This window comes from Pseudonocardia sp. CA-142604 (assembly GCF_050948475.1).
GTDB classification, from domain to species: Bacteria; Actinomycetota; Actinomycetes; order Mycobacteriales; family Pseudonocardiaceae; genus Pseudonocardia; species Pseudonocardia alaniniphila.
This window is the reverse complement of record NZ_CP192045.1, coordinates 8602000-8622084: the sequence shown is the minus strand read 5'-3', so window position 1 is coordinate 8622084 and position 20085 is coordinate 8602000. Positions and strand designations below refer to the sequence as shown.

Genomic DNA, 20085 nt, shown 5'->3' with positions numbered 1-20085 from the left:
CGCATGACGTACCTCATCGCGCTGCTGGTGGGCGTCGGATCGATCGTGGTCGGAGCCGTGCTCGCCGCCCGCGGCAAGCAGCTCGACATCGCCGAGTGGGCGGTCGGTGGCCGCAGCTTCGGCAGCTTCCTCTTCTGGTTCATCCTGGCCGGGGAAACGTTCACGACCTTCGCGCTGCTGGGTGCGTCCCAGAGCGTCTACGCCGACGGGGCGGCCGGCTACTACGTGCTGGGCACCGTTGTGCTGACCTCCGCGATCGGCTACTGGGTGGTGCCCAAGATCTGGCGGGCCGGCAAGACCCACGGCCTGATGACCGAAGGCGACTACTTCACCGCACGGTTCGACGCGCCCTGGCTCGGCGCGGTCCTGGCGCTGTTCGGCATCGTCGGGCTGCTGCTCTACTCCGAGGTACAGCTGACCGGGCTCTCACTGGTGCTCCAGACCCTCTTCGGCCAGGGCCTCTCGGCCACCTGGTACGTCGTGATCGCCGGGCTCGCCGTCGTCGTGTTCATCTTCACGGGCGGAATGCGCAGCGCCGCGTTCGGCGCCGTGGTCAAGGACATCCTGCTGCTGGTGGTCCTCCTCGCCATCGCGTTCACCGCTGCCGAGGCGGCCGGCGTGAACGGCTGGGGCGGGATCTTCGACGCCGTCGCTCGCGAGCACCCGGCAGCGGCCACGCTGCCCGGGATGATGACGGGCACGGCGAGCAACGACTGGTGGTGGATGAGCTTCCTGCTGCTCACGCCCATCGGGGCCTTCGTACTGCCGCACTCGTTCCAGGTCTCCTTCAGCGCGCGGAACGTGGCGACGGTGCGGCGCAACCAGATCGTCCAGCCGCTGTACTCGCTGTTCTACATCCTGATCATCGTGATCGCGCTGGCCGCGCTGCTGACGCACCCCGGGCTGAAGGGGTCGCAGGCCAACGGCTCGCTCCTGATCTTCGTCCGGGAGCATTCCCCCGACTGGCTCGTCGGCCTGCTCGCAGGCGCCGGCATCCTCGTGGCGCTCGTACCCACCGCGGTGCTGCTCCTGACGTGCAGCACCCTGTTCACCCGCAACGTCTACGCGCTGGCCCGGCGAACCGCGACCGACCGGGAGCAGCTGCGGGTCAGCCGGATCGGCGTGGTCGTGCTCGCTGCTGTCGCCGTCGCCGTCACCACGACGCAGAACACCGCGCTGGTCAACATCATGGTGAACGTCTACAACGCGATCGGGCAGCTCGCCCCGGCCCTGTTCCTCTCGCTGCTGTGGCGGCGGGTCACGGCGGTCGGCGCGCTGTGCGGCGTGGTCGTCGGCGCGGCCGGCATCGTGTTCCCACCGCTCAACGCCGCCCTCCTGGCACTGTGCCCGGCGGGCACCGTGATCGGACTGCCGGCTCTCGTCCTCAACATCGTGGTGACCGTGCTGGTGAGCCTCGTGACCCGGCCACCGGGTGAGGCGGCGATCGCCGTCGGCATGCCGGAGGCGGTGCCGGCGGCCGACGTGCCGGTCGGCAGCAGCCCGCTGCGAGGATGAGACGGTGATAGGCACCCGGATCCGTGCGCTGCGCACCGCACGCGGTATCACCGTCACCGAGCTCGCGCGCCGTGCCGAGGTGTCCACCGCGCTGATCAGCCAGGTCGAGCGGGAGCTCGCCGACCCCAGCCTCGTCACCGTGCGCAAGATCGCCCGTGCTCTCGACGTGCCGCTGTTCAGCCTCTTCGAGGAGTCCGAACCCGACGACGTCGCCGTGGTGAGGCGCGAGAGCCGGATGCAGGTGCAGTCGCCCGGCGGCGTCGCCTACTCCCGCATCTCCCCGGGACGGGGCCGACTCGAGATGATGCAGGGCGTGCTCTCACCAGGAGGCGCGTCGTCGGCGGAACCGTGGTCGCATCCCAGCGAGGAATGCGCGCTCGTCACGGCCGGCAGGCTGGTGGTCGAAGTGGCCGGCACCGAGTACGCACTCAGCGAGGGCGACAGCTGCTACTTCGACTCCCGGCTCCCGCACCGCTACGTCAACCCCTACGACGAGCCCGCCGAGTTCGTCATCTCGGTCACTCCACCGGGCTACTGAACTCGCCACACGGGCCGCGGATCACACGTGGTGCGATCCGCGGCCCGGACGGCGGTTCAGTCGTCGAGATCGTCGGCGTCGTCGCGGGCGAGGAAGCTCGCCAGCCGCTCCACGGCGTCCTCGAACGCCGGGTTCTGGTCGACGAACGCCCGTAGCCGGTCGGCCAGCCACTCGACGCTGATCTGCTCCTCGCCCCGGCGCTCGGAGAGCTCCTCGATGCCCCGGTCGGTGAAGTACACGCTCGGTCCTGTTCCGGTGCTCAGTCGGTGAGGGCCTCGTTGATCAGGGCCGTCTGCTCCACCTCGTGCACCTTCGACGACCCGGCCGCGGGGGCGGCCATCCGGCGCCGCGACACCCGCTTGAACCCGACGAGCCGCGGCAGCATCTCCGGCAGCACCAGGCCGAAGAACGGCCAGGCACCCTGGTTGGCCGGCTCTTCCTGCACCCACCGGATGTCCTCGGCATTGGGGTAGCGATCCAGCACCGCGGCGAGCTGACGGTCGGGCACCGGGTAGAGCTGCTCGATGCGCACGATCGCGGTGTCGTCGATCTCCCGCTTGTCGCGCGCGGCCGCGAGCTCGTAGTAGATCTTGCCGCTGCACATGAGCACCTTGCGGACGCCGGCGGCGGGCCCGTCGGTCTCGCGGTAGCGCGGGTCGTCGATCACGGAGCGGAACCGGCCGCCGGTGAAGTCGGACAGCGGGCTCACCACGGCGCGGTTGCGCAGCATCGACTTCGGCGTGAAGACGATCAGCGGGCGGCGCACCCCGTCCATCGCGTGCCGGCGCAGCAGGTGGAAGTAGTTGGCGGGCTCCGAGGGGAGCGCCACCGTCATCGAGCCCTCGGCGCACAGCTGCAGGAAGCGCTCGATGCGCCCGGAGGAGTGGTCAGGTCCTTGGCCCTCCAGACCGTGCGGAAGCAGCAGCGCGATGTCGGCGGTCTGACCCCACTTGGCCTCACCCGACGAGATGAACTCGTCGATGATCGACTGTGCGCCGTTGACGAAGTCGCCGAACTGCGCCTCCCATGCCACGAACGCGTTGGGGTTGGCCACCGAGTAGCCGTACTCGAAGCCGACGGCCGCGAACTCCGAGAGCGCCGAGTCGTAGGGCAGGAACCGATCCTGGTCCTCGGCGAGGTTGCGCAGCGGGTAGTACTCCTCACCCGTCTTGCGGTCGATCACGACGGAGTGCCGCTGAACGAACGTGCCACGGCGGGTGTCCTGGCCGGAGAGCCGCACCAGCTTGCCGTCCATCGCGAGCGAGCCCAGCGCGATCAGCTCGCCGAACGCCCAGTCGATGTTGCCCTCGCGCGACATCTGGTAGCGCCGCTGCAGCACCGGCTTGACCCGCTGGTGCACGGTGAAGCCCTCGGGGAGCTCGACGTGCACGTCGCCGAGGCGGTGGACCACCTCGAGCGACACCGAGGTGTCGAGGTCGACGGGAACGGACTGTTCCTGCTCGACCGAAGGACTCGGCGCGGCCGGCGTCTTCTCCAGCTCCCTGACCTCGTTGAAAACGTGCTCGAGCTGGTTGGAGAAGTCGCGCAGCGCGTGCTCGGCCTCCTCCATCGAGATGTCGCCACGGCCGATCAGCGACTCGGTGTAGATCTTGCGGACGCTGCGCTTGGCGTCGATCACGTCGTACATCGCCGGCTGCGTCATCGAGGGGTCGTCGCCCTCGTTGTGGCCGCGCCTGCGGTAGCAGATCATGTCGATCACGACGTCGTTGTTCCACCGCTCGCGGTAGTCGACGGCCAGCTTGGCCACCCACACACACGCCTCGGGGTCGTCGCCGTTCACGTGGAAGACCGGCGCGTCGATCATCTTCGCCACGTCGGTGGAGTACTGCGACGAGCGCGAGTGCTCCGGGGCGGTGGTGAAGCCGACCTGGTTGTTGATCACGACGTGGACCGTGCCGCCGGTGCGGTAGCCACGCAGCTTCGCGAGGTTCAGCGTCTCGGCCACCACGCCCTGCCCGGCGAACGCGGCGTCGCCGTGGAGCATCAGCGGGAGCACGGTGAACCCGCCCTCGCCCTTGTCGAGCAGGTCCTGCTTGGCGCGGACGATGCCTTCGAGCACGGGGTCGACGGCCTCGAGGTGCGAGGGGTTGGACGCCAGCGAGACGACGGTCTCGCCGTCGCCGAACATGCGGAAGTACTTGCCCTCGGCGCCCAGGTGGTACTTGACGTCGCCGGAGCCGTGGGCCTGGCCGGGGTCGAGGTTGCCCTCGAACTCGCGGAAGATCTGGCTGATCGGCTTGCCGACGATGTTGGCCAGCACGTTGAGCCTGCCGCGGTGCGGCATGCCGATGACGACCTCGTCGAGCTCGTGTTCGGCGGCCTTGTCCAGCACGGCGTCCAGCAGCGGGATGACGGTCTCGCCGCCCTCCAGGGAGAACCGCTTCTGCCCGACGTACTTGGTCTGCAGGAACGTCTCGAACGCCTCGGCCGCGTTGAGCTTGCTCAGCACGTACTTCTGCTCGGCGGGGTTCGGCTTCTGGTGCGGGACCTCGATGCGCTCCTGCAGCCAGGCGCGCTGTTCGGGGTCGGCGATGTGCATGTACTCGGTGCCGATCGTGCGGCAGTAGGCGTCGCGCAGGACGCCGAGCACGTCGCGCAGCTTCATCCGCTCCGAGCCCGCGAAGCCCCCGACGGCGAACTCGCGGTCGAGGTCCCACAGCGTGAGGCCGTGCGAGAGCACGTCGAGGTCGGGGTGGCGGCGCTGGCGGTAGTTCAGCGGGTCGGTGTCGGCCATCAGGTGGCCGCGCGTGCGGTAGGCGTCGATCAGCTCGATCACCCGGGCCGTCTTGTCGACGGCGCCGTCGGGGATGTCCTGCACCCAGCGGACGGGCTCGTACGGCACCCGCAGCGAGCGGAAGATGTCGTCGTAGAAGGCGTCCTCGCCCAGGAGCAGCGCGTGCACCCGGCGCAGGAAGTCGCCGGACTCCGCGCCCTGGATGATGCGGTGGTCGTAGGTGGAGGTCAGCGTGATGATCTTGCTGACGCCGATCTCGGCGAGCCGCTCCGCGCTGGCGCCCTGGAACTCGGCCGGGTACTCCATGGCCCCGACGCCGATGATCGCGCCCTGGCCCTGCATGAGCCGCGGCACCGAGTGGTTGGTGCCCAGGGTGCCGGGGTTGGTGAGGGTGATCGTGGTGCCGCCGAAGTCCTCGGCCTGCAGGTTGCCACCCCGCGCCTTGCGGACCATGTCCTCGTAGGCCGACCAGAACTGGGCGAAGTTCATCGCCTCGCAGCCCTTGATCGAGACGACCACGAGCGACCGCTGCCCGTTCTTGCCGGCCAGGTCGATCGCGAGCCCGAGGTTGACGTGGTCGGGCTGGACGACGGTGGGCTTGCCGTCCTCCTCGAGGAAGTGCCGGTTCATGACCGGGAAGTCGGCGATCGCCTTCACCAGGGCGTACCCGATGAGGTGGGTGAAGGAGATCTTCCCGCCCCGGGTGCGCTGGAGCTGGTTGTTGATCACCACGCGGTTGTCGGCGAGCAGCTTCGCCGGCACCGCACGCACGCTCGTGGCCGTGGGGACCGTGAGCGAGGCGTTCATGTTCTTGACCACAGCGCCGGCGGCACCGCGCAGCGGTGAGATGCTGCCCTCGCCGCCCGTCGGGCTGGGCTTCGCGGCCTGGGAGGTGGTGCCGGCCGCAGGCTTGTCGCCACCCGTGGTCGCGGCCGAGCTCGTGGCAGGGGTCCTCTCGGCGGAGGTCCCGCCGGCCTTCGTCGGAGCCGTGGCCTTCGTGGGCGGGGTGCTCTTGGTGGGGCTGCTCGTGGCGGCCGGACCCTTGGTGGCAACGCCGTTGGGGGAGCTCTTCGCGGGGGCGGGTGGGGTCATCGCCTTGCGGTCGCCGAGACGACCGCGCTCGCTCGGCTCGGCGGGCTCGGCACTGGGAGCGGGCGCGGGGGCGACGGTGGTGGCCGATCGCGCGGCGGGGCGGGCCTGCGCGCCGTTGCCACCGGGGCTGGTCTTCCCGTCACTGGGACGGTAGTCCGCGAAGAACTCGTGCCACGCGGAGTCCACCGAGCTGGGGTCGTCGAGGAAGCGCTGGTACATCTCCTCGACGAGCCATTCGTTGGGCCCGAACTGGCCTGCTGTATTCGAGGTACTACTGCTGGACACGCTGAAGACCGCCTTGATCGGATCGCTTCGTCATCGCCGAGGACTGCACCCCAGGTTAGTCCTCTTGGATGAGGACCGGGTACCGCGCGCCCGGGGGAGGCGGCGTTCGAGTCGCCACTGCCCGTGATCAGCCGCGGGGGATGTCGCCAGGCGCGTCGACCAGGGCTGTGCGCACGGCGGTGGTGCTGATGACGGTGCCCTCGCGCAGTCCGCAGCGCGAGTCGGTGCGGACGGTGTCGCGTTCGCCTGCGAACTGGCCGTCGGCCGGGTCGATCAACAGCTCGGTGCGGGTCCGGCCCGCGTCATGGACGATGGCGAAGCACTGCACGCCGTCCACGTTCAGCACGTGCTCCTGCAGTGTGACCTCGGGTAGGCCCGTGAGGGCGCGGTAGAACGCGGCCCGCAGCTCGGCAGGCACCAGCGCCGTGCGCAGTGTCGTGACGGCCGCAGCGAACGGTCCGAACCAGCTCCCGGGGTTGTCCTCCTGCAGGCGCGCGAGCAGGGCAGCCGGGTCGGTCGGGAGTCCGAGGATGAACTGCGGTGTGGGGGACTGCCAGCTGCCCCGCCGCGGCGTGACCGGGCCGCAGAACTGGTCGAACTCCGCGGGCTCGTCGGTGCGGAACTCGCCGTAGCGCGCACGGAACCGGCCGACGGGTGCGACGTCCCGCAGATCGAAGCCGTCCTCCGCGGCCTCCTGGGCGGAGCCCATCAGCCAGGTCTGCGCGCCGGTGAGCTCGCGGTCGAGCACCCACTCGCGCTCCGGACGGGCCGGCACCCACTGCCGGATCCGGTGCTCGGTGAGGTGCTGGTGCAGGCCGAACGTTCCGAGCCACCATGCGTGCGTCTCGACATACCTGTACTGGTCAGGTGCCATCGAGTGGTCGGACACGGCGATGGCTAGGTCGAGCACGCGCGCTCCTGCGGTCGTTAGGGGTTGTCGACACAGAGTGTGGCTTGGTGACGGTCCGTGGAACGAATCGGCCCCCCTGGCTCAGGAGATCCACTCCTTGACCTGGGCGAGCAGCTTGAGCGGTTCGGTACCGACCGGATTCACGTGCAGGTGCGTGACGCCGGCCTCGCCCAGGGCGGCGATCCGCTCCCGCACGTGCGACGGCGATCCGATGAGCGTGACCTTGTCGACGAACTCGTCCGGCAGTGCCGCGGCGGCCTCTTCCTTGTGGCCGTCGAGGTAGAGGTCCTGCACGAGCTTCGCCTCGTCGGCGAAGCCCTGGCGGCGGAAGACCGTGTTGTAGAAGTTGCGGCTGCGCGCGCCCATCCCGCCGATGTAGAGGGCGAGCACCCCGCGGGCGAGCCGGCGCGCGGGCTCGAACATCTCCTCCTCGAGGGCCAGGATCCCGCCCCCGGTGATCTGCAGCGGGCCCAGCTCGGGAGCGCGCTTGGCAAACCCGGCGTCCAGCGCAGGCCCGAAGACCTCACGCAGCTTCTCCGGCATCAGCACGGTCGGCAGCCAGCCGTTCGCGAGCTCGGCCGTCATCTCGACGTTCTTGTCGCCCAGCGAGGCGACCCAGACGGGGATGTCGGCCCGGCGTGGGTGGTTGATCAGCTTGAGCGGCTTGCCCAGCCCGGTGCCCTGCTCCTCCGGCAGCGGGATCGGGTACAGGCCCTCGTTGGTGAGCCGCTCCCGGCGCCACACCTTCCGGCAGATCTCGATGATCTCCCGCGTGCGGGCGACGGGCTTGTCGTACGGAACGCCGTGGAAGCCCTCGATCACCTGCGGCCCCGACGCGCCGAGGCCCAGGATCATGCGCCCACCCGACAGCGCGTCCAGACCGGCTGCGGTCATCGCCGTCAGTGTGGGGGTGCGGCTGTAGATGGGAAGGATCCCGGAGCCGATCTGCACCCGCTCCGTCTTGGCCGCGAGGTACCCCATGAGCGACACAGCGTCGAAGCTGTAGGCCTCTGCGACCCAGACGACGTCGAGACCCACCTGCTCCATCGCGACCACGGACTCCGCGTTGCGGATCGGATCGTCGCCGTACTGGAGTTGAGTCGACAGCAGCATAGGAGTACCCAACACAGGGGTTACTGGTCAGTCAAGAAGCCCGTTCCGATCGCACTCTCCGAACTGTCCGTGATGGGGCAATCGACGCACGGCAACGCGCCCACCCTGCGAGTCGCCCCTTCCCCGCCCGCGAGATGCCGACCACCCATCGGCGAGATGCCGGTTGGTCGCTGGTTGTGGACCGGGGACCGGGCCAGACGCGGTTGTGGGGCCCGAAGCGCTGATCATGGACGCCGGTGGGTCGGGTGCCGGCCCGGCTCCTCGGGCTCGTGTTCCGGCTTTCGGGTCCTGATCGTTGGTTGGGGGCCGGGGGCTGCACCAGGCGCGGCGCAGGGCTCGAGGCGGTGATCATGGCCGCGGGCGGCGGGTGCTGGTCGGCGTCCGCACGCGGGTAGCCCCGGTTTTCGGATCGTGATCGCTGATCGGGGACCCGGGACGGCGCCAGGTGGCGCTGGGCGTCCCGAACCGTTGATCACTTCCTGTCCGAGCTGCCCGGCGCAGATGCCGGGCAGCCGGGCCCGGCCGCGTGATGAAAGGCCGTGATCAGGCGCGCAGGTGGTCGTCCAGGAACTGGATGGTGCGGTCCCAGGCGACCCGGGCCGAGGCCTCGTCGTACATCGACGGGGCGTCCCAGTTGGAGAAGGCGTGGCCCGCGTCGTAGCGGTACACGGTGGCGTCCGGTCGCCCGGCCATCGCCTGCTCCACGGCCTCGATGTCCTCGGCCGGGATGAACGGGTCACGGTCGCCGTAGTGGAAGAGGATGGGGCACTCGATCTTGTCCGCCATGTCGAGCATTCCGCGGATGGCGGAGCCGTAGTAGGACACCACTGCGTCCGGCCCGTGGCCGTCCACACGGGAGTTGGCGGCGAATAGATAGGCGAGCGCGCCGCCGAGGCAGAAGCCCACGCCGCCGACCTTGCCGTTGCAGGCGGGCATTGCGCGCATGTGGGCGAGCGTGGCGGTGATGTCGGAGCCGGCCAGCGGGAAGTCGAGCTGCTGGACGAGCTCGATGCCCTCGGCCATGCCCGACTCGTCCTTGCGCTCGAACCTGGGCTCGATCCGCCAGAACATGTCGGGAGCGAGTACCAGATAGCCGGCGGCAGCGAGCCGTTCCGCGAGCCCGCGGATGTTGTCGTTGATGCCGAAGATCTCCTGGAAGATCAGCACGCCCGGTGCTGAGTCGGAATCCGGGACGGCGCAGAACGCGTCGAAGACCCCTCCGTCGGCCGCGGTGATCTTCTCGTAATGGGTGCTGACCATGGATGGGAGCGTAACTAGGCTCTGGATGTGAGGTTCCGAGTCGTCCCGGCTGCGTACGTCCTACCCCTGCGTCGGGTCGGTCAGATTGACGAAGTGCTCCTGCAGTTGCGCCGCGGCACGGGTTATATGGACGGGCACTGGGCCGCTGCCGCCGCCGGTCATGTGGAGGTCGACGAGTCCGTGCAAGCGGCCGCGTGCCGTGAGGTTGCGGAGGAGCTCGGCATCGCCGTCGAGCCCACCGACCTCGTGCCGCTCACCACGATGCACAGGACGCAGGGCAACCACAACGAGATCGACGAGCGGGTCGACTTCTTCTTCGCCTGCCGGAGCTGGACGGGCGAGCCGCGCCTGATGGAGGAGGCGAAGGCCGCGGACCTGCGCTGGTACAGCCTCGACGACCTGCCCGAACCGCTCGTGCCGCACGAGCGGTTCGTGCTGGCCGGGATGCGGGGAGCGGACCTCCCCGCGATCGTCAGCTACGGCTTCTGACGGCCCGCCCGCCCTAGACGAGCCTGCGCTCCCGCCCCTCCCAGTACGGCTTGCGCAGCTCCTTCTTGAGCACCTTGCCGGTGAGATTGCGCGGCAACTCCTCGCGGATCTCCACGGACTTCGGGCACTTGAAACCGGCGAGCCGCTCACGGCAGTACTCGAGCAGCGCCTCGCCGTTGATCTCCATGCCCGGCGCCGCGACCACGATCGCCTTCGGGACCTCGCCCCACCGGTCGTCGGGCACGCCGATCACCGCGACGTCGGCGATGTCCGGATGCTCGGCCAGCACCCGCTCGATCTCGGCGGGGTAGATGTTCTCCCCGCCGCTGATGATCATGTCCTTGATCCGGTCGGTGACGTAGACGTAGCCGTCGGCGTCGATGTGACCGCCGTCGCCCGACCGCAGCCAGCCGTCGGACGTGATGGCGGCCGCGCTCTCGTCCGGCTTGCCCCAGTACCCGCTCATCAACTGTTCGGTGCGCACCCAGATCTCGCCCGGCTCGCCCGTGGGCACGGGCTCGCCCGTGGCGGGGTCGCGGATCTCGATCTCGACGCCATGGATCGGCGTGCCGGCCGAGACGAGCCGGTGCGCCGCGGTCGGATCATCGTGGTCCTCCGGGCCCAGCGAGCTCACCACCCCGCACGCCTCGGTCATTCCGTAGACCTGGTGCATCACACCCGGAAAGAGCTTCAGGCAGGCGCGCATCACCGGCAGCGGCATCGGGGACGCGCCGTAGGACAGGGCGGCGAGCGAGGAGAAGTCGCGGTCGGCCACTCCCGGCACCTGGCTGATCGCAGCCAGCAGCGCGGGCACGAGGAACGTGTGCGTGATCCGCTCGGACTCGAGCATCTCCACCACGGCGCCCGGATCGGGCAGCCGCAACATCATGATCTGCGCCCCGGCGAGGATCGCAAGCAACGAGTAGCTGGTGCCGCCGACGTGGAACAACGGCATGGCGACCTGCACCCGCGCATCGATGCCGATCTCGAAGTCGACGGCGACGTTGCGGGCATGGGCGAGCATGCCGCGGTGGGTGAGCATCGCGCCCTTCGGGAACCCGGTGGTGCCCGACGTGTAGAGCTGTACGAAGCAGTCCTCCGGGTTGGAGGGGTGTACCTCCGCGTCGGGCTGCTGGGCAGCCAGCCAGGCTTCGTACTCGTCGTCGGGCCCACCCACCCGGATCACGCGCTCGACGGTCGGCAGCCGGTCGCGCACCTGCTCGACGGCCGCGGCGAACTCGGGCCCGACGAACAGGATCCGGGCCGCCGCGTCGTTGACGACGTAGACGATCTCCGGCGGCGCCAGACGGAAGTTGACCACGGCGTTGGCCGTGCCGATCTGCGCGCAGGCCAGTGTGAGCTCGATGCAGGACGGGTGGTTCAGGTCGAGGACCGCCACCCGGTCGCCCGGTAGAAGCCCCTCGGCGCGCTGTGCCGCCGCGTTCTGCCGGACCCGCCGCGCGAGCTCCGACCAGGTTCGGGCGACGCTGGTGCCGAAGCGGATCGCGACAGCGTCCGGACGCTCCGTCTCCCAACGCGCGAGCGTCGAGGTGACATCGGTGAGCTGGCTGGTCATGCGGCCTCCCGGCGACGGCGACGCGGAGCGGGGCTGGGGATAGCGGAGAACAATCACAGCGGAGAGCCGCATGCTAGCCAGGAGTGAGCGCCGCGAGAACCCGATCGCAGGGAAGCAGGGGGCCAGTCGGTGAGTGATAGCCCCTGCTGACTACGGTGACGACAATCGCCCCCCGTGTCGCCCCCAGCAGGCGCCGACCGCTCGGAGTCCCGGCATGAGTTCTCCACTGCAGGTCCCACGCATGCGTGCCACCGCGCGTCGGGTCAAAGCGGGAGGTGAACGGTTCCTCGGCGGCGTGTTGCCCGGGTCGTCGTCCCGGAGACTGAGGGAGGCCGCGTTCGCCGATGACTGGGCCGCCGCCAACATGGAGGCCCGGGCCGCCACCGGGCCGCTGTGGGTCGTGCTCGGCGACTCGGTGAGCCAGGGGATCGGCGCCACCACCCGCGAGGTGGGCTATGTCGGCGTCGTGCACGAGTTGCTGCGCCGTCGTGACGCCTGGCGCGTGGTGAACCTGTCGCGCGCGGGCGCCGGCGTGGCGGACGTTCTCGGCCGCCAGCTCCCCGAGCTGGCCGCGCTCACCGCCGAGCAGCCGGCCGCGCTCGTGAGCTGCATCATCGGCATCGAGGACGTCGCGCGCCGCACGCCGGGCCTGGACACCTCGCTGCGGCAGGTGATCGCCGCGCTGCCCACGGGCTCCGTCGTCGGCACCATTCCGCGCATCGGAAGCGGTCGGCCGAACCCGGCACTCGACTCCGTGATCCGCGAGGAGGCGGCGCGCCACCAGCTGCGCATCGCCGAGCTGCCCTCCAACCCCGGCCGGGGTCGCGACCACTCGATCCTCGGCGACGTCGGGCACTCCGCATGGGCCAAGGCCGTGATCGCCGCGATCGACGGGCCACCCGCCGAGATCGCCTCGACCACCGACCCCGCCATCCCTGTGGTGCCCGCTGTGCCCGACCCCAGCTAGCCCGCTCCGGTCGCATGAACGATCGGAGCGGCCGCATCACCGTCCATGAGCTGAGCAAGCAGTTCGGGTCGGTCGTCGCGGTGGACGGCGTGAGTTTCTCCGTGGAGCCCGGGGCGGTCACCGGCTTCCTCGGCCCCAACGGCTCCGGCAAGACCACGACCCTGCGGATGATCCTCGGCCTCGTCACGCCCACCGCGGGCGGCGCGCAGGTCAACGGCGGGCCGTACGCGGAGCTGCCCGAGCCGGCCCGGGTTGTCGGCGCGGTGCTGGAGGCGCAGGGATTCCACCCGGCCCGCACCGCGCGCAAACACCTGTTGGCGTGCGCGGCCGCCATCGGGGTGCCGGACGAGGCCGTCGACCACGTGCTCGCGTCCGTCGGTCTCGGCCAGGACGCCGATCGCGCCGTCCGCGGCTACTCCTTGGGGATGCGGCAGCGGCTCGCCCTGGCCGTGGCGCTTCTCGGTGACCCGCAGATCCTGATCCTCGACGAGCCGGGCAACGGTCTCGACCCCGAGGGCATCGCGTGGCTGCGGGCGTTCCTGCGGGGCTTCGCAGGCCAGGGCCGCACGGTGCTCGTGTCGAGCCACGTGCTCGCCGAGGTCGAGCAGACCGCTGACCACCTCGTGGTGATCAGCAGGGGGCGCTGCGTGTTCCAGGGGCCGCTCGCGCAGCTGCGCGGTTCGCGCCGCGCGCGCGTCCTGGTGTGGTGCTCGTCGCCCGTGCAGCTCGCGGAGGCGCTGGCCCGCACCGGGATCCTGGAGATCGACACCCTCCCTGACGGGCGGCTCGGGGTGGCGGGAGCCGACCCTGTGCACATCGGGAACGTGGCGCTGGGCGCCGGCGTGGCGATCTACGGGATGGTGGAGGAGAAGATCGACCTGGAGCAGCTGTTCTTCCAGCTCACCGCCGCCCCGTGGGGAGCGGGCTGATGGTCCGGCTGCTGCGCGCCGAACTGCGCAAGGTGCTCTCCACGAAGCTGTGGTGGGCGCTGCTCGTGCCCGCGGTGCTGCTGTCGATCATCATCAACGTGTTCGGCGGGTTGTTCACCGCTGCGATCCCCGCCGAGGACGGCAGGCTGCCGCTCCTGCTCGGGTCGCTCGCCTACGCGCTGGGCCTGACGGGCGTGTTCGCGGCCTGCTACGGCGTCGTCGCCACGGCGGGGGAGTTCCGCCACCGGACGATCACCACCACCTACCTGCTCGGTCCGCGGCGCGGGCAGGTGCAGCTGGCCACGATGGCCTCCTGCGCCGCCGTCGGGGCCGTCTACGGGGCGGTCGTGGCGGTGTTCGGTGTGCTGGCCGGGCTCGCGGGTGATGCGGGGACAGCGTTTCCCGGCGGGGTCGAACTGCTCGCGGTCAGCCTCATCGGCATGGCGGTGGCCGCACTCTGGGCGGCGCTGGGCTCCGCTCTGGGTGTGCTGATCGGCAACCAGGTGGGCGGGCTCGTCGGGATTCTCGTGTACCTGCTGCTCGGGGAACTGCTGATCTCCGGCCTGCTCAACAACTCCGACTCCGACACGCTCCCGCGGCTCACGCCCTACCTGCCGGGCAACGCCGGTGACGTCGCCATCTACGACATCCCCGCTCACGTGCTCGGGGGCAACGAGATCGCCGACACCGTGGTCGAGGGGCTCGCCGGTGTCACAGACCCACCGCCGTGGTGGGGCGCTCTGCTCGTGCTCGTGGTGTGGACGGCCGCGGTGGCGGCGACGGGATGGGTGGTAGGCGGCCGTCGCGATGTGACGTGATCTTCCGGGCGTTGACGCGAGAGTGTCGGCGACGCGTCATACGGTGTGTTCGTGCTCGACACTGCTTCCCCCGGCTGGATCCGCCGGCTTGTCCGAGCCTCCTTCCGCCACCGCGGCATCGCGATCGGCGCATTGGTCGCATCGGTGTTCGGCGTCAGCCTGGACGCCATCGGGCCACTGCTCACCCGTGTGGCCGTCGACGACGCGGTGGTCGGGTCCACCGCCGTGCTCGGTGCGGTGGTGGCGGCGTACCTGGTGCTGGCCGCCTTCCGCTTCGGCGCGGCGTTCCTGCGCCGCTATCTCGGAGGCAGGCTCGCCCTCGACGTGCAGCACGACCTGCGCCGGCAGGTCTTCGACGCCGTGCAGCGCCTCGACGGGGAGCGCCAGGACGCCTTGCGCACCGGCCAGGTCGTCTCCCGGGCCATCACCGACCTGCAGCTCGTGCAGTCGCTGCTGTCGATCGTGCCGCTCTCGATCGGCAGCGTCGTGCTGGTGGTGGTGTCGATCGGCGCGATGTTGTGGCTCTCGCCGCTGCTCACGGTGGTGGCGCTCGTGATGCTGCCCGCCGCCTCGTGGATCGCGCTGCGCAGCCGCACGAAGCTGTTCCCGGCCACCTGGTCGGCGCAGCAACGTGCCGCCGACATCGCGCAGCACGTCGAGGAGACGGTCACCGGCGTCCGTGTCGTCAAGGGCTTCGGGCAGGAGGGCCGCGAGGTCCGCGCGCTGGAGCGTGCCGCGGTCCGGCTCTTCGGCGAACGCATGCGGGCCGCGCGGCTCACCGCCCGGCTCAACCCCACGCTGCTCGCGCTGCCCACGCTCGGCCAGGTCGGGGTGATCGGCTTCGGTGGCTGGCTCGCCTTGAACGGATCGATCAGCCTCGGCACCTTCCTCGCCTTCACCACCTACGTCGCGCAGCTCGTCGCGCCCGCGCGCACCCTCGCGGCGCTCGTGGTGAGCGCGCAGCTCGCGCGCGCCGGGGTCGAGCGCGTGTACGAGCTGGTCGACTCCCGCCCCGACGTCGTCGACCCGCCGGACCCCCGGTCGCTGCCCGACGGACCGCTGGCCGTCGAGCTCGATCGCGTCCGATTCGGCTACGGCAGGCGCGAGCCCGTGCTGAACGGCGTCTCGCTGCGCGTCGAGCCGGGCGAGACCTTGGCACTGGTGGGCCCCGCGGGATCGGGAAAGTCCACAGTGGCGCTGTTGCTACCACGCTTCTACGACCCCCAGGAGGGCGAGCTGCGGTTGGGCGGGGTGCCGCTGCCCCAGCTGCGGCGGGGCGACCTGCGGCGTGAGCTCGGCGTGGTGTTCGAAGAGGCGTTCCTGTTCTCCGACACCATCAGGGCCAACATCGCGTACGGCCGTCCCGAGGCGAGCGACGAGGAGGTGCAGGCGGCGGCCCGGGCGGCGCAGGTCGAGTCGTTCGTGGAGGCGTTGCCCGACGGCTACGACACCCTCGTCGGCGAGCGTGGGCTGACGTTGTCGGGTGGGCAGCGCCAGCGCATCGCGCTCGCCAGAGCCATGCTCACCGAACCGCGCGTACTCGTGCTCGACGACGCCACCTCCGCCGTCGACACCGCCACCGAGGCGGCCATCCACGAGACACTGCGCACCCTCACCGCCGAGCGCACCACGTTGCTGGTGGCCCACCGCCGTTCCACGCTCGCCCTGGCCGACCGGATCGCCGTGCTCGACGGCGGCCACGTGGTCGACGTGGGCACGGAGGCCGAGCTGCTGCAGCGGTGCGCGCTGTTCCGGGAGCTCCTCGCCGTGGGTGGGCAATCGCTGGACGAGACGGCCGCCACCGCCGCCACCGCGGCCGCGGCGAGCGCGCCCCCTGCGCCCTGCCTGCCACGGCACGTGGGTGCCACGCCGGAGCTCTGGCCCGAACCCGACGCCACCGCTTCGACCGCCGCTGCGTCAGGAGCGGCTCTCCGCGCGGCTGCCGCGGCGGCCGGTGTCCCGGGGGGCGGTATGCGTGCAGGAGGTGGCGCGGGGCGCGGCGGTGCAGGCCGGGGCGGTGGCATGGGAGGCGGCGGGTCGGCCGCGATGGCGGGCGCCGTGCCCGCCACACCGGAGCTGCTGGCCGCGGTACAGGCGCTGCCGCCCGCCACCGAACAGCCCCGCCTCGGCGACCTCGACCCCGCCGCGCCCGACCCTGGCTTCCGGCTGGCCCGGCTGCTGCGCCCGGTGCGCTCGCTGCTCGTCGTCGCGATCGTGCTCGTGGCGCTCGACGCCCTCAACGCGCTCATGTTCCCGAGCGTCGCGCGCCTCGCCGTCGACGGCGGGATCTCCGCACACTCGCCGCGCGTGCTGCTCACGGCCACGCTGGTGGGAATCGGGCTGGTGGCGATCGGGTGGTTCGTGGTGGCCGCGCAGACCGTGGTGGCCTCGCGGGCCGGCGAGAGCCTGCTCTACCTACTGCGGGTGCGCAGCTACGCCCACCTGCAGCGGCTCGGGCTCGACTACTACGAGCGCGAGCTGTCCGGCCGGATCATGACCAGGATGACCACCGACGTCGACGCGCTCTCGACGTTCCTGCAGACCGGGCTGGCGCAGGCGGTGGTCAGCCTGCTCACGATCGTCGGGGTGGCCGTGGCGCTCCTCGTCACCGATGCGGAGCTGGCGCTCGTGGCGCTCGCCGCGCTGCCCGTGCTGGTGATCGCCACCGTGGTGTTTCGCAGGCTGTCGTCGGTGGCCTACGCCGATGCCCGCGAGAAGGTCAGCATCGTCAACGCCGACTTTCAGGAGAACGTCTCGGGTGTGCGTGTCGCGCAGGCCTACGTCCGTGAGGAACACAGCGCCATCACCTTCGGCGAGCGCAGCCTGGCGTACCGCCACTCACGGCTGCGCGCGCAGCGCTACATCGCCATCTTCTTTCCCTTCGTGGCGTTCCTTTCCGACGTCGCGCAGGCGGTGGTGCTCGGCGTCGGGGCGGTCCGCGTCGCGTCCGGTGAGCTCACCCCGGGCGTTCTCACGGCGTTCCTGCTCTACCTGGGGCTGTTCTTCGCTCCCGTGCAGCAGCTCTCGCAGGTCTTCGACGGCTACCAGCAGGCCCGCATCGGGCTCACCCGCATCTCGGGCCTGCTGCGCACGCCCTCTTCGGTGCCGCCGGAGCCCGTGGGTCGACCGGTGCCGGTGCCCCCGCGCCTGCGCGGTGAGGTGGAGCTGCGCGACCTCGGGTTCTCCTACGCCGGGGCCGACCGGCCCGCACTCGAACACGTGTCCCTGCGGGTGGCGCCCGGCGAGACGATCGCGCTGGTCGGAGCCACCGGTGCGGGCAAGTCCACAGTGGTCAAGCTGCTCGCGCGGTTCTACGAAGCCGGCACGGGCGCGGTGCTCGTCGACGGGGTGGACGTGCGGAGCTACCCGCTGGGCGAGTATCGGCGCAGGCTCGGCATCGTCCCGCAGGAGCCGCACCTGTTCACCGGTGACGTCGCCGCCAACATCGCCTACGCCCGCCCGGACGCCACCCCTGCCGAGATCGAGGCCGCGGCCCGCGCGGTCGGAGCGCTGGACCTGGTGCGCAGCCTGCCCGCCGGGTTCCGGCAGGTGGTCGGGGAGCGCGGGCAGGGGTTGTCGGCCGGGCAGCGACAACTGGTGGCGCTCGCCCGTGCGGAGCTGGCCAACCCCGACCTGCTGCTGTTCGACGAGGCCACTGCCGCACTCGACCCTGCCACCGAGGCCGCCGTGCTCGCCGCGAGCGACCGCGTGACGTCCCGGCGCACCGCGTTCGTGGTCGCACACCGGCTGGCCACGGCCGCACGGGCCGACCGGATCGTGGTGCTCGACGGCGGTCGCATCGTCGAGACGGGAACACATGCCGAACTGCTTGCCACGGGCGGCTACTACGCCCGGCTGTGGCAGGCGGGAGAGCTGGAGCCCGCGGCATAGACCCCGAGCGGCAACCGCGGCCCGTCCGGAAACAGAATCGGTGGGTGGCGGCCGGCCGATGGGAAACTTCGATTTCACAAAAGTGCCCAGCGGAAAATGCTCGAACGCGCTCGTCCGTGATTTCCGAGTGCATGGGCTGATCCGGCCATGGCTGATGGCTACCCTCGGGGCAGTCGAATTCAGTGGGGGCGTCCGACCAACGGCGGCCGGGGCACGTTGGAAGGAACCTGGCGCGATGGTGGAGCACGGCGATCCTGTGGCCCTGACTGCTACGGAAGCCGCCCGGCGCATCCGTGCCCGGAGCCTGACATCAGTGCAGCTGGTCACGGCCTGTCTGGAGCGGATTCAGGAGCGCGACCCCGAACTCGCGGCCTGGGTCGAAGTGGATGCGGAGTCTGCGCTGGCCGAGGCCGCGGTGCGTGATGCCACCACGCCGCAGGGCGCGCTGCACGGCGTTCCGGTCGGCATCAAGGACAACGCCGACGCCGTGCCCTTCTTCACCCGTTTCGGTTCACCGATCTACCGGAACAACAAGCCCTGCCAGGATGCCGCACATGTGGCGACGCTGCGTGCCGCGGGCGCGGTGATTCTGGGGAAAACGGTCACCACGGAATTCGCCACCATGTCGCCCGGCCCCACGCGCAACCCGCGGGCACCTGGCCGCACGCCGGGCGGTTCCTCGTCCGGCTCGGCGGCGGCGCTGGCCGATCATCATGTGCCGCTCGCTACCGGAAGCCAGACCGTGAGCTCGCTCGTTCGCCCTGCTGCCTTCTGCGGCGTGTACGGCTGGAAGGCGAGCTTCGGTCGTCTGCCGCTGGAGGGCATGCTCGCCACTTCCACCACGCTGGACACGTTGGGCTTCCTGGCGCGCTCGGTTGACGACTTCCTGTTGCTGCACGAGATCTTCCTCGGCGAACTGCCTCAGGCGCCCGCCCCCACGAGCCTGCGCATCGGGCTGCATGCCGGTCCGACCTCGAACGAATGGCACCCGGAAATGCAGGGGCTGCTGGCCCGGGCCGGCGAGAAACTGCGACAGGCGGGACTGTCGGTGGTCGACGTCGATCCCATGCCCTTCTCGGTGGACGCGGGCATCGAGCGTCACTGGCAGATCATGTCGCACGAGATCGCGGCGCTGCTCGCACCGCGCATCCGAGGTGAGGAGTCGCAGGTCACCGCCGTCCTGCTCGACCTGCTGGAGGAAGGCCGTCGCGTCAGCCGGAAGACTTTCGTCCAGGCCGTGGAAGGTCGAGAAGCCGACCGGGCGGCCCTCGCCGGGCTGTGGGCCGACTGCGATCTGCTGCTCACCCCGGCGGCACTGGGCCCTGCCACGCCCGGCCTGGCGAGCACGGGCAACGGTCTGTGCGGCAGGTTGTGGAGCTACCTGGCCGTGCCCAGCATCGCCTGCCCGATGGGGGCCACCGAGGCCGAGCACCTTCCGCTGGGCCTGCAGACGATCGGCCCGGAGGGCCAGGATGGCGCCACGATGCTGGCCACGAAGATCATCGCCGACATCGTCGGTTCGCCCTACGTGCCCTGACCTCACGAGCCGAACGGCCCCCGTCGGCGAGCCGTATCGGGGCCCTGGGTCCCTCGAAACGGTCGAATCCTGCCCGATGTCGGGCAGGAAAGTTGGGTTTCCACGCCTCCGCAGGGCACTATCTCCTCTCGTGCCCGCCGGACCATACGACGACCTGATCGCCCACCTGGTTCGTAGCACCCCGCTCAATGCGAGCGAGGCGGCGCGGGTGGTGGCTGAGGTGGTCGGTTACTTCGCCGAGCAGCTGCCGGATTTCGTCCGGCGGCGGCACGCGGAGCTGAAGAACCGCGGGCTCACGAACGACCAGATCTTCGCAGTGCTCGGAGCCGAGCTGGCGTCACGGCGGGTCGCGCCGCCGCCGCAGTCGGCCCGCCAACTGCGGCGGATGGTCTACGGCTAGTCGACCGGGA

15 protein-coding genes are annotated in these 20085 nt (G+C 70.6%); 9 read left to right on the top strand and 6 right to left on the bottom strand.

The annotated features are described in order from the left end of the window. The first annotated feature begins 3 nt into the window (after positions 1 to 3). The gene (locus ACQPZQ_RS39030) at positions 4 to 1515 is read left to right on the top strand and encodes a sodium:solute symporter family protein (RefSeq protein WP_433289490.1); all 1512 of its coding nucleotides are present in this window, start codon (positions 4 to 6) and stop codon (positions 1513 to 1515) included. A 4-nt stretch (positions 1516 to 1519) separates the two neighbouring features. Further along, entirely contained in the window at positions 1520 to 2053 is a 534-nt protein-coding gene (locus ACQPZQ_RS39025) for a helix-turn-helix domain-containing protein (protein WP_433289487.1), read from the top strand. Between the two features lie 56 nt (positions 2054 to 2109). Here ACQPZQ_RS39025 and ACQPZQ_RS39020 read toward each other — a convergent pair whose 3' ends face one another. The 5 genes from ACQPZQ_RS39020 to ACQPZQ_RS39000 all read right to left on the bottom strand — a co-directional run bounded on the left by ACQPZQ_RS39020 (position 2110) and on the right by ACQPZQ_RS39000 (position 9468). After that, positions 2110 to 2292 (bottom strand): DUF6104 family protein, encoded by a 183-nt coding sequence (locus ACQPZQ_RS39020; RefSeq protein ID WP_241035766.1) that lies wholly within the window; start codon positions 2290 to 2292, stop codon positions 2110 to 2112. A gap of 20 nt (positions 2293 to 2312) precedes the next feature. After that, a complete protein-coding gene (locus ACQPZQ_RS39015; RefSeq protein WP_433299583.1) occupies positions 2313 to 6119 on the bottom strand; it encodes a multifunctional oxoglutarate decarboxylase/oxoglutarate dehydrogenase thiamine pyrophosphate-binding subunit/dihydrolipoyllysine-residue succinyltransferase subunit in 3807 nt (1268 codons plus the stop codon). 193 nt (positions 6120 to 6312) lie between these two features. Beyond that, the gene (locus tag ACQPZQ_RS39010) at positions 6313 to 7095 is read right to left on the bottom strand and encodes a hypothetical protein (RefSeq protein WP_433289485.1); all 783 of its coding nucleotides are present in this window, start codon (positions 7093 to 7095) and stop codon (positions 6313 to 6315) included. A gap of 81 nt (positions 7096 to 7176) precedes the next feature. Beyond that, a complete protein-coding gene (locus ACQPZQ_RS39005) occupies positions 7177 to 8208 on the bottom strand; it encodes an LLM class F420-dependent oxidoreductase (protein ID WP_433289483.1) in 1032 nt (343 codons plus the stop codon). A gap of 543 nt (positions 8209 to 8751) precedes the next feature. Then, positions 8752 to 9468: a dienelactone hydrolase family protein gene (locus tag ACQPZQ_RS39000; RefSeq protein WP_433289482.1), complete on the bottom strand. Its 717-nt coding sequence runs from the start codon at positions 9466 to 9468 to the stop codon at positions 8752 to 8754. A gap of 93 nt (positions 9469 to 9561) precedes the next feature. Here ACQPZQ_RS39000 and ACQPZQ_RS38995 point away from each other — a divergent pair, with 93 nt between their 5' ends. Further along, positions 9562 to 9957 (top strand): NUDIX domain-containing protein, encoded by a 396-nt coding sequence (locus ACQPZQ_RS38995; RefSeq protein WP_433289480.1) that lies wholly within the window; start codon positions 9562 to 9564, stop codon positions 9955 to 9957. Between the two features lie 13 nt (positions 9958 to 9970). Here the strand turns inward: ACQPZQ_RS38995 and ACQPZQ_RS38990 are convergent, their stop codons facing one another. After that, positions 9971 to 11533: a long-chain-fatty-acid--CoA ligase gene (locus ACQPZQ_RS38990; protein ID WP_433289478.1), complete on the bottom strand. Its 1563-nt coding sequence runs from the start codon at positions 11531 to 11533 to the stop codon at positions 9971 to 9973. Positions 11534 to 11747: 214 nt separating this feature from the next. Here ACQPZQ_RS38990 and ACQPZQ_RS38985 point away from each other — a divergent pair, with 214 nt between their 5' ends. The 6 genes from ACQPZQ_RS38985 (at position 11748) to ACQPZQ_RS38960 (ending at position 20075) form a co-directional block, all read left to right on the top strand. Next, the gene (locus ACQPZQ_RS38985; RefSeq protein WP_433289476.1) at positions 11748 to 12500 is read left to right on the top strand and encodes an SGNH/GDSL hydrolase family protein; all 753 of its coding nucleotides are present in this window, start codon (positions 11748 to 11750) and stop codon (positions 12498 to 12500) included. Positions 12501 to 12514: 14 nt separating this feature from the next. Next, on the top strand, positions 12515 to 13429 hold the full coding sequence (locus ACQPZQ_RS38980; protein WP_433289474.1) for an ABC transporter ATP-binding protein: 915 nt from the start codon (positions 12515 to 12517) through the stop codon (positions 13427 to 13429). After that, on the top strand, positions 13414 to 14247 hold the full coding sequence (locus ACQPZQ_RS38975) for an ABC transporter permease (protein WP_433289472.1): 834 nt from the start codon (positions 13414 to 13416) through the stop codon (positions 14245 to 14247). Before ACQPZQ_RS38980 ends, ACQPZQ_RS38975 begins: the two co-directional genes overlap by 16 nt. A 51-nt stretch (positions 14248 to 14298) precedes the next feature. After that, positions 14299 to 18138, top strand: coding sequence for an ABC transporter ATP-binding protein (locus ACQPZQ_RS38970; RefSeq protein WP_433289470.1), 3840 nt, complete (start codon positions 14299 to 14301; stop codon positions 18136 to 18138). Between the two features lie 235 nt (positions 18139 to 18373). Beyond that, on the top strand, positions 18374 to 19675 hold the full coding sequence (locus tag ACQPZQ_RS38965) for an amidase (protein ID WP_433289467.1): 1302 nt from the start codon (positions 18374 to 18376) through the stop codon (positions 19673 to 19675). Between the two features lie 130 nt (positions 19676 to 19805). Further along, positions 19806 to 20075: a hypothetical protein gene (locus ACQPZQ_RS38960; RefSeq protein ID WP_241035777.1), complete on the top strand. Its 270-nt coding sequence runs from the start codon at positions 19806 to 19808 to the stop codon at positions 20073 to 20075. The last annotated feature ends 10 nt before the right edge of the window (positions 20076 to 20085 follow it).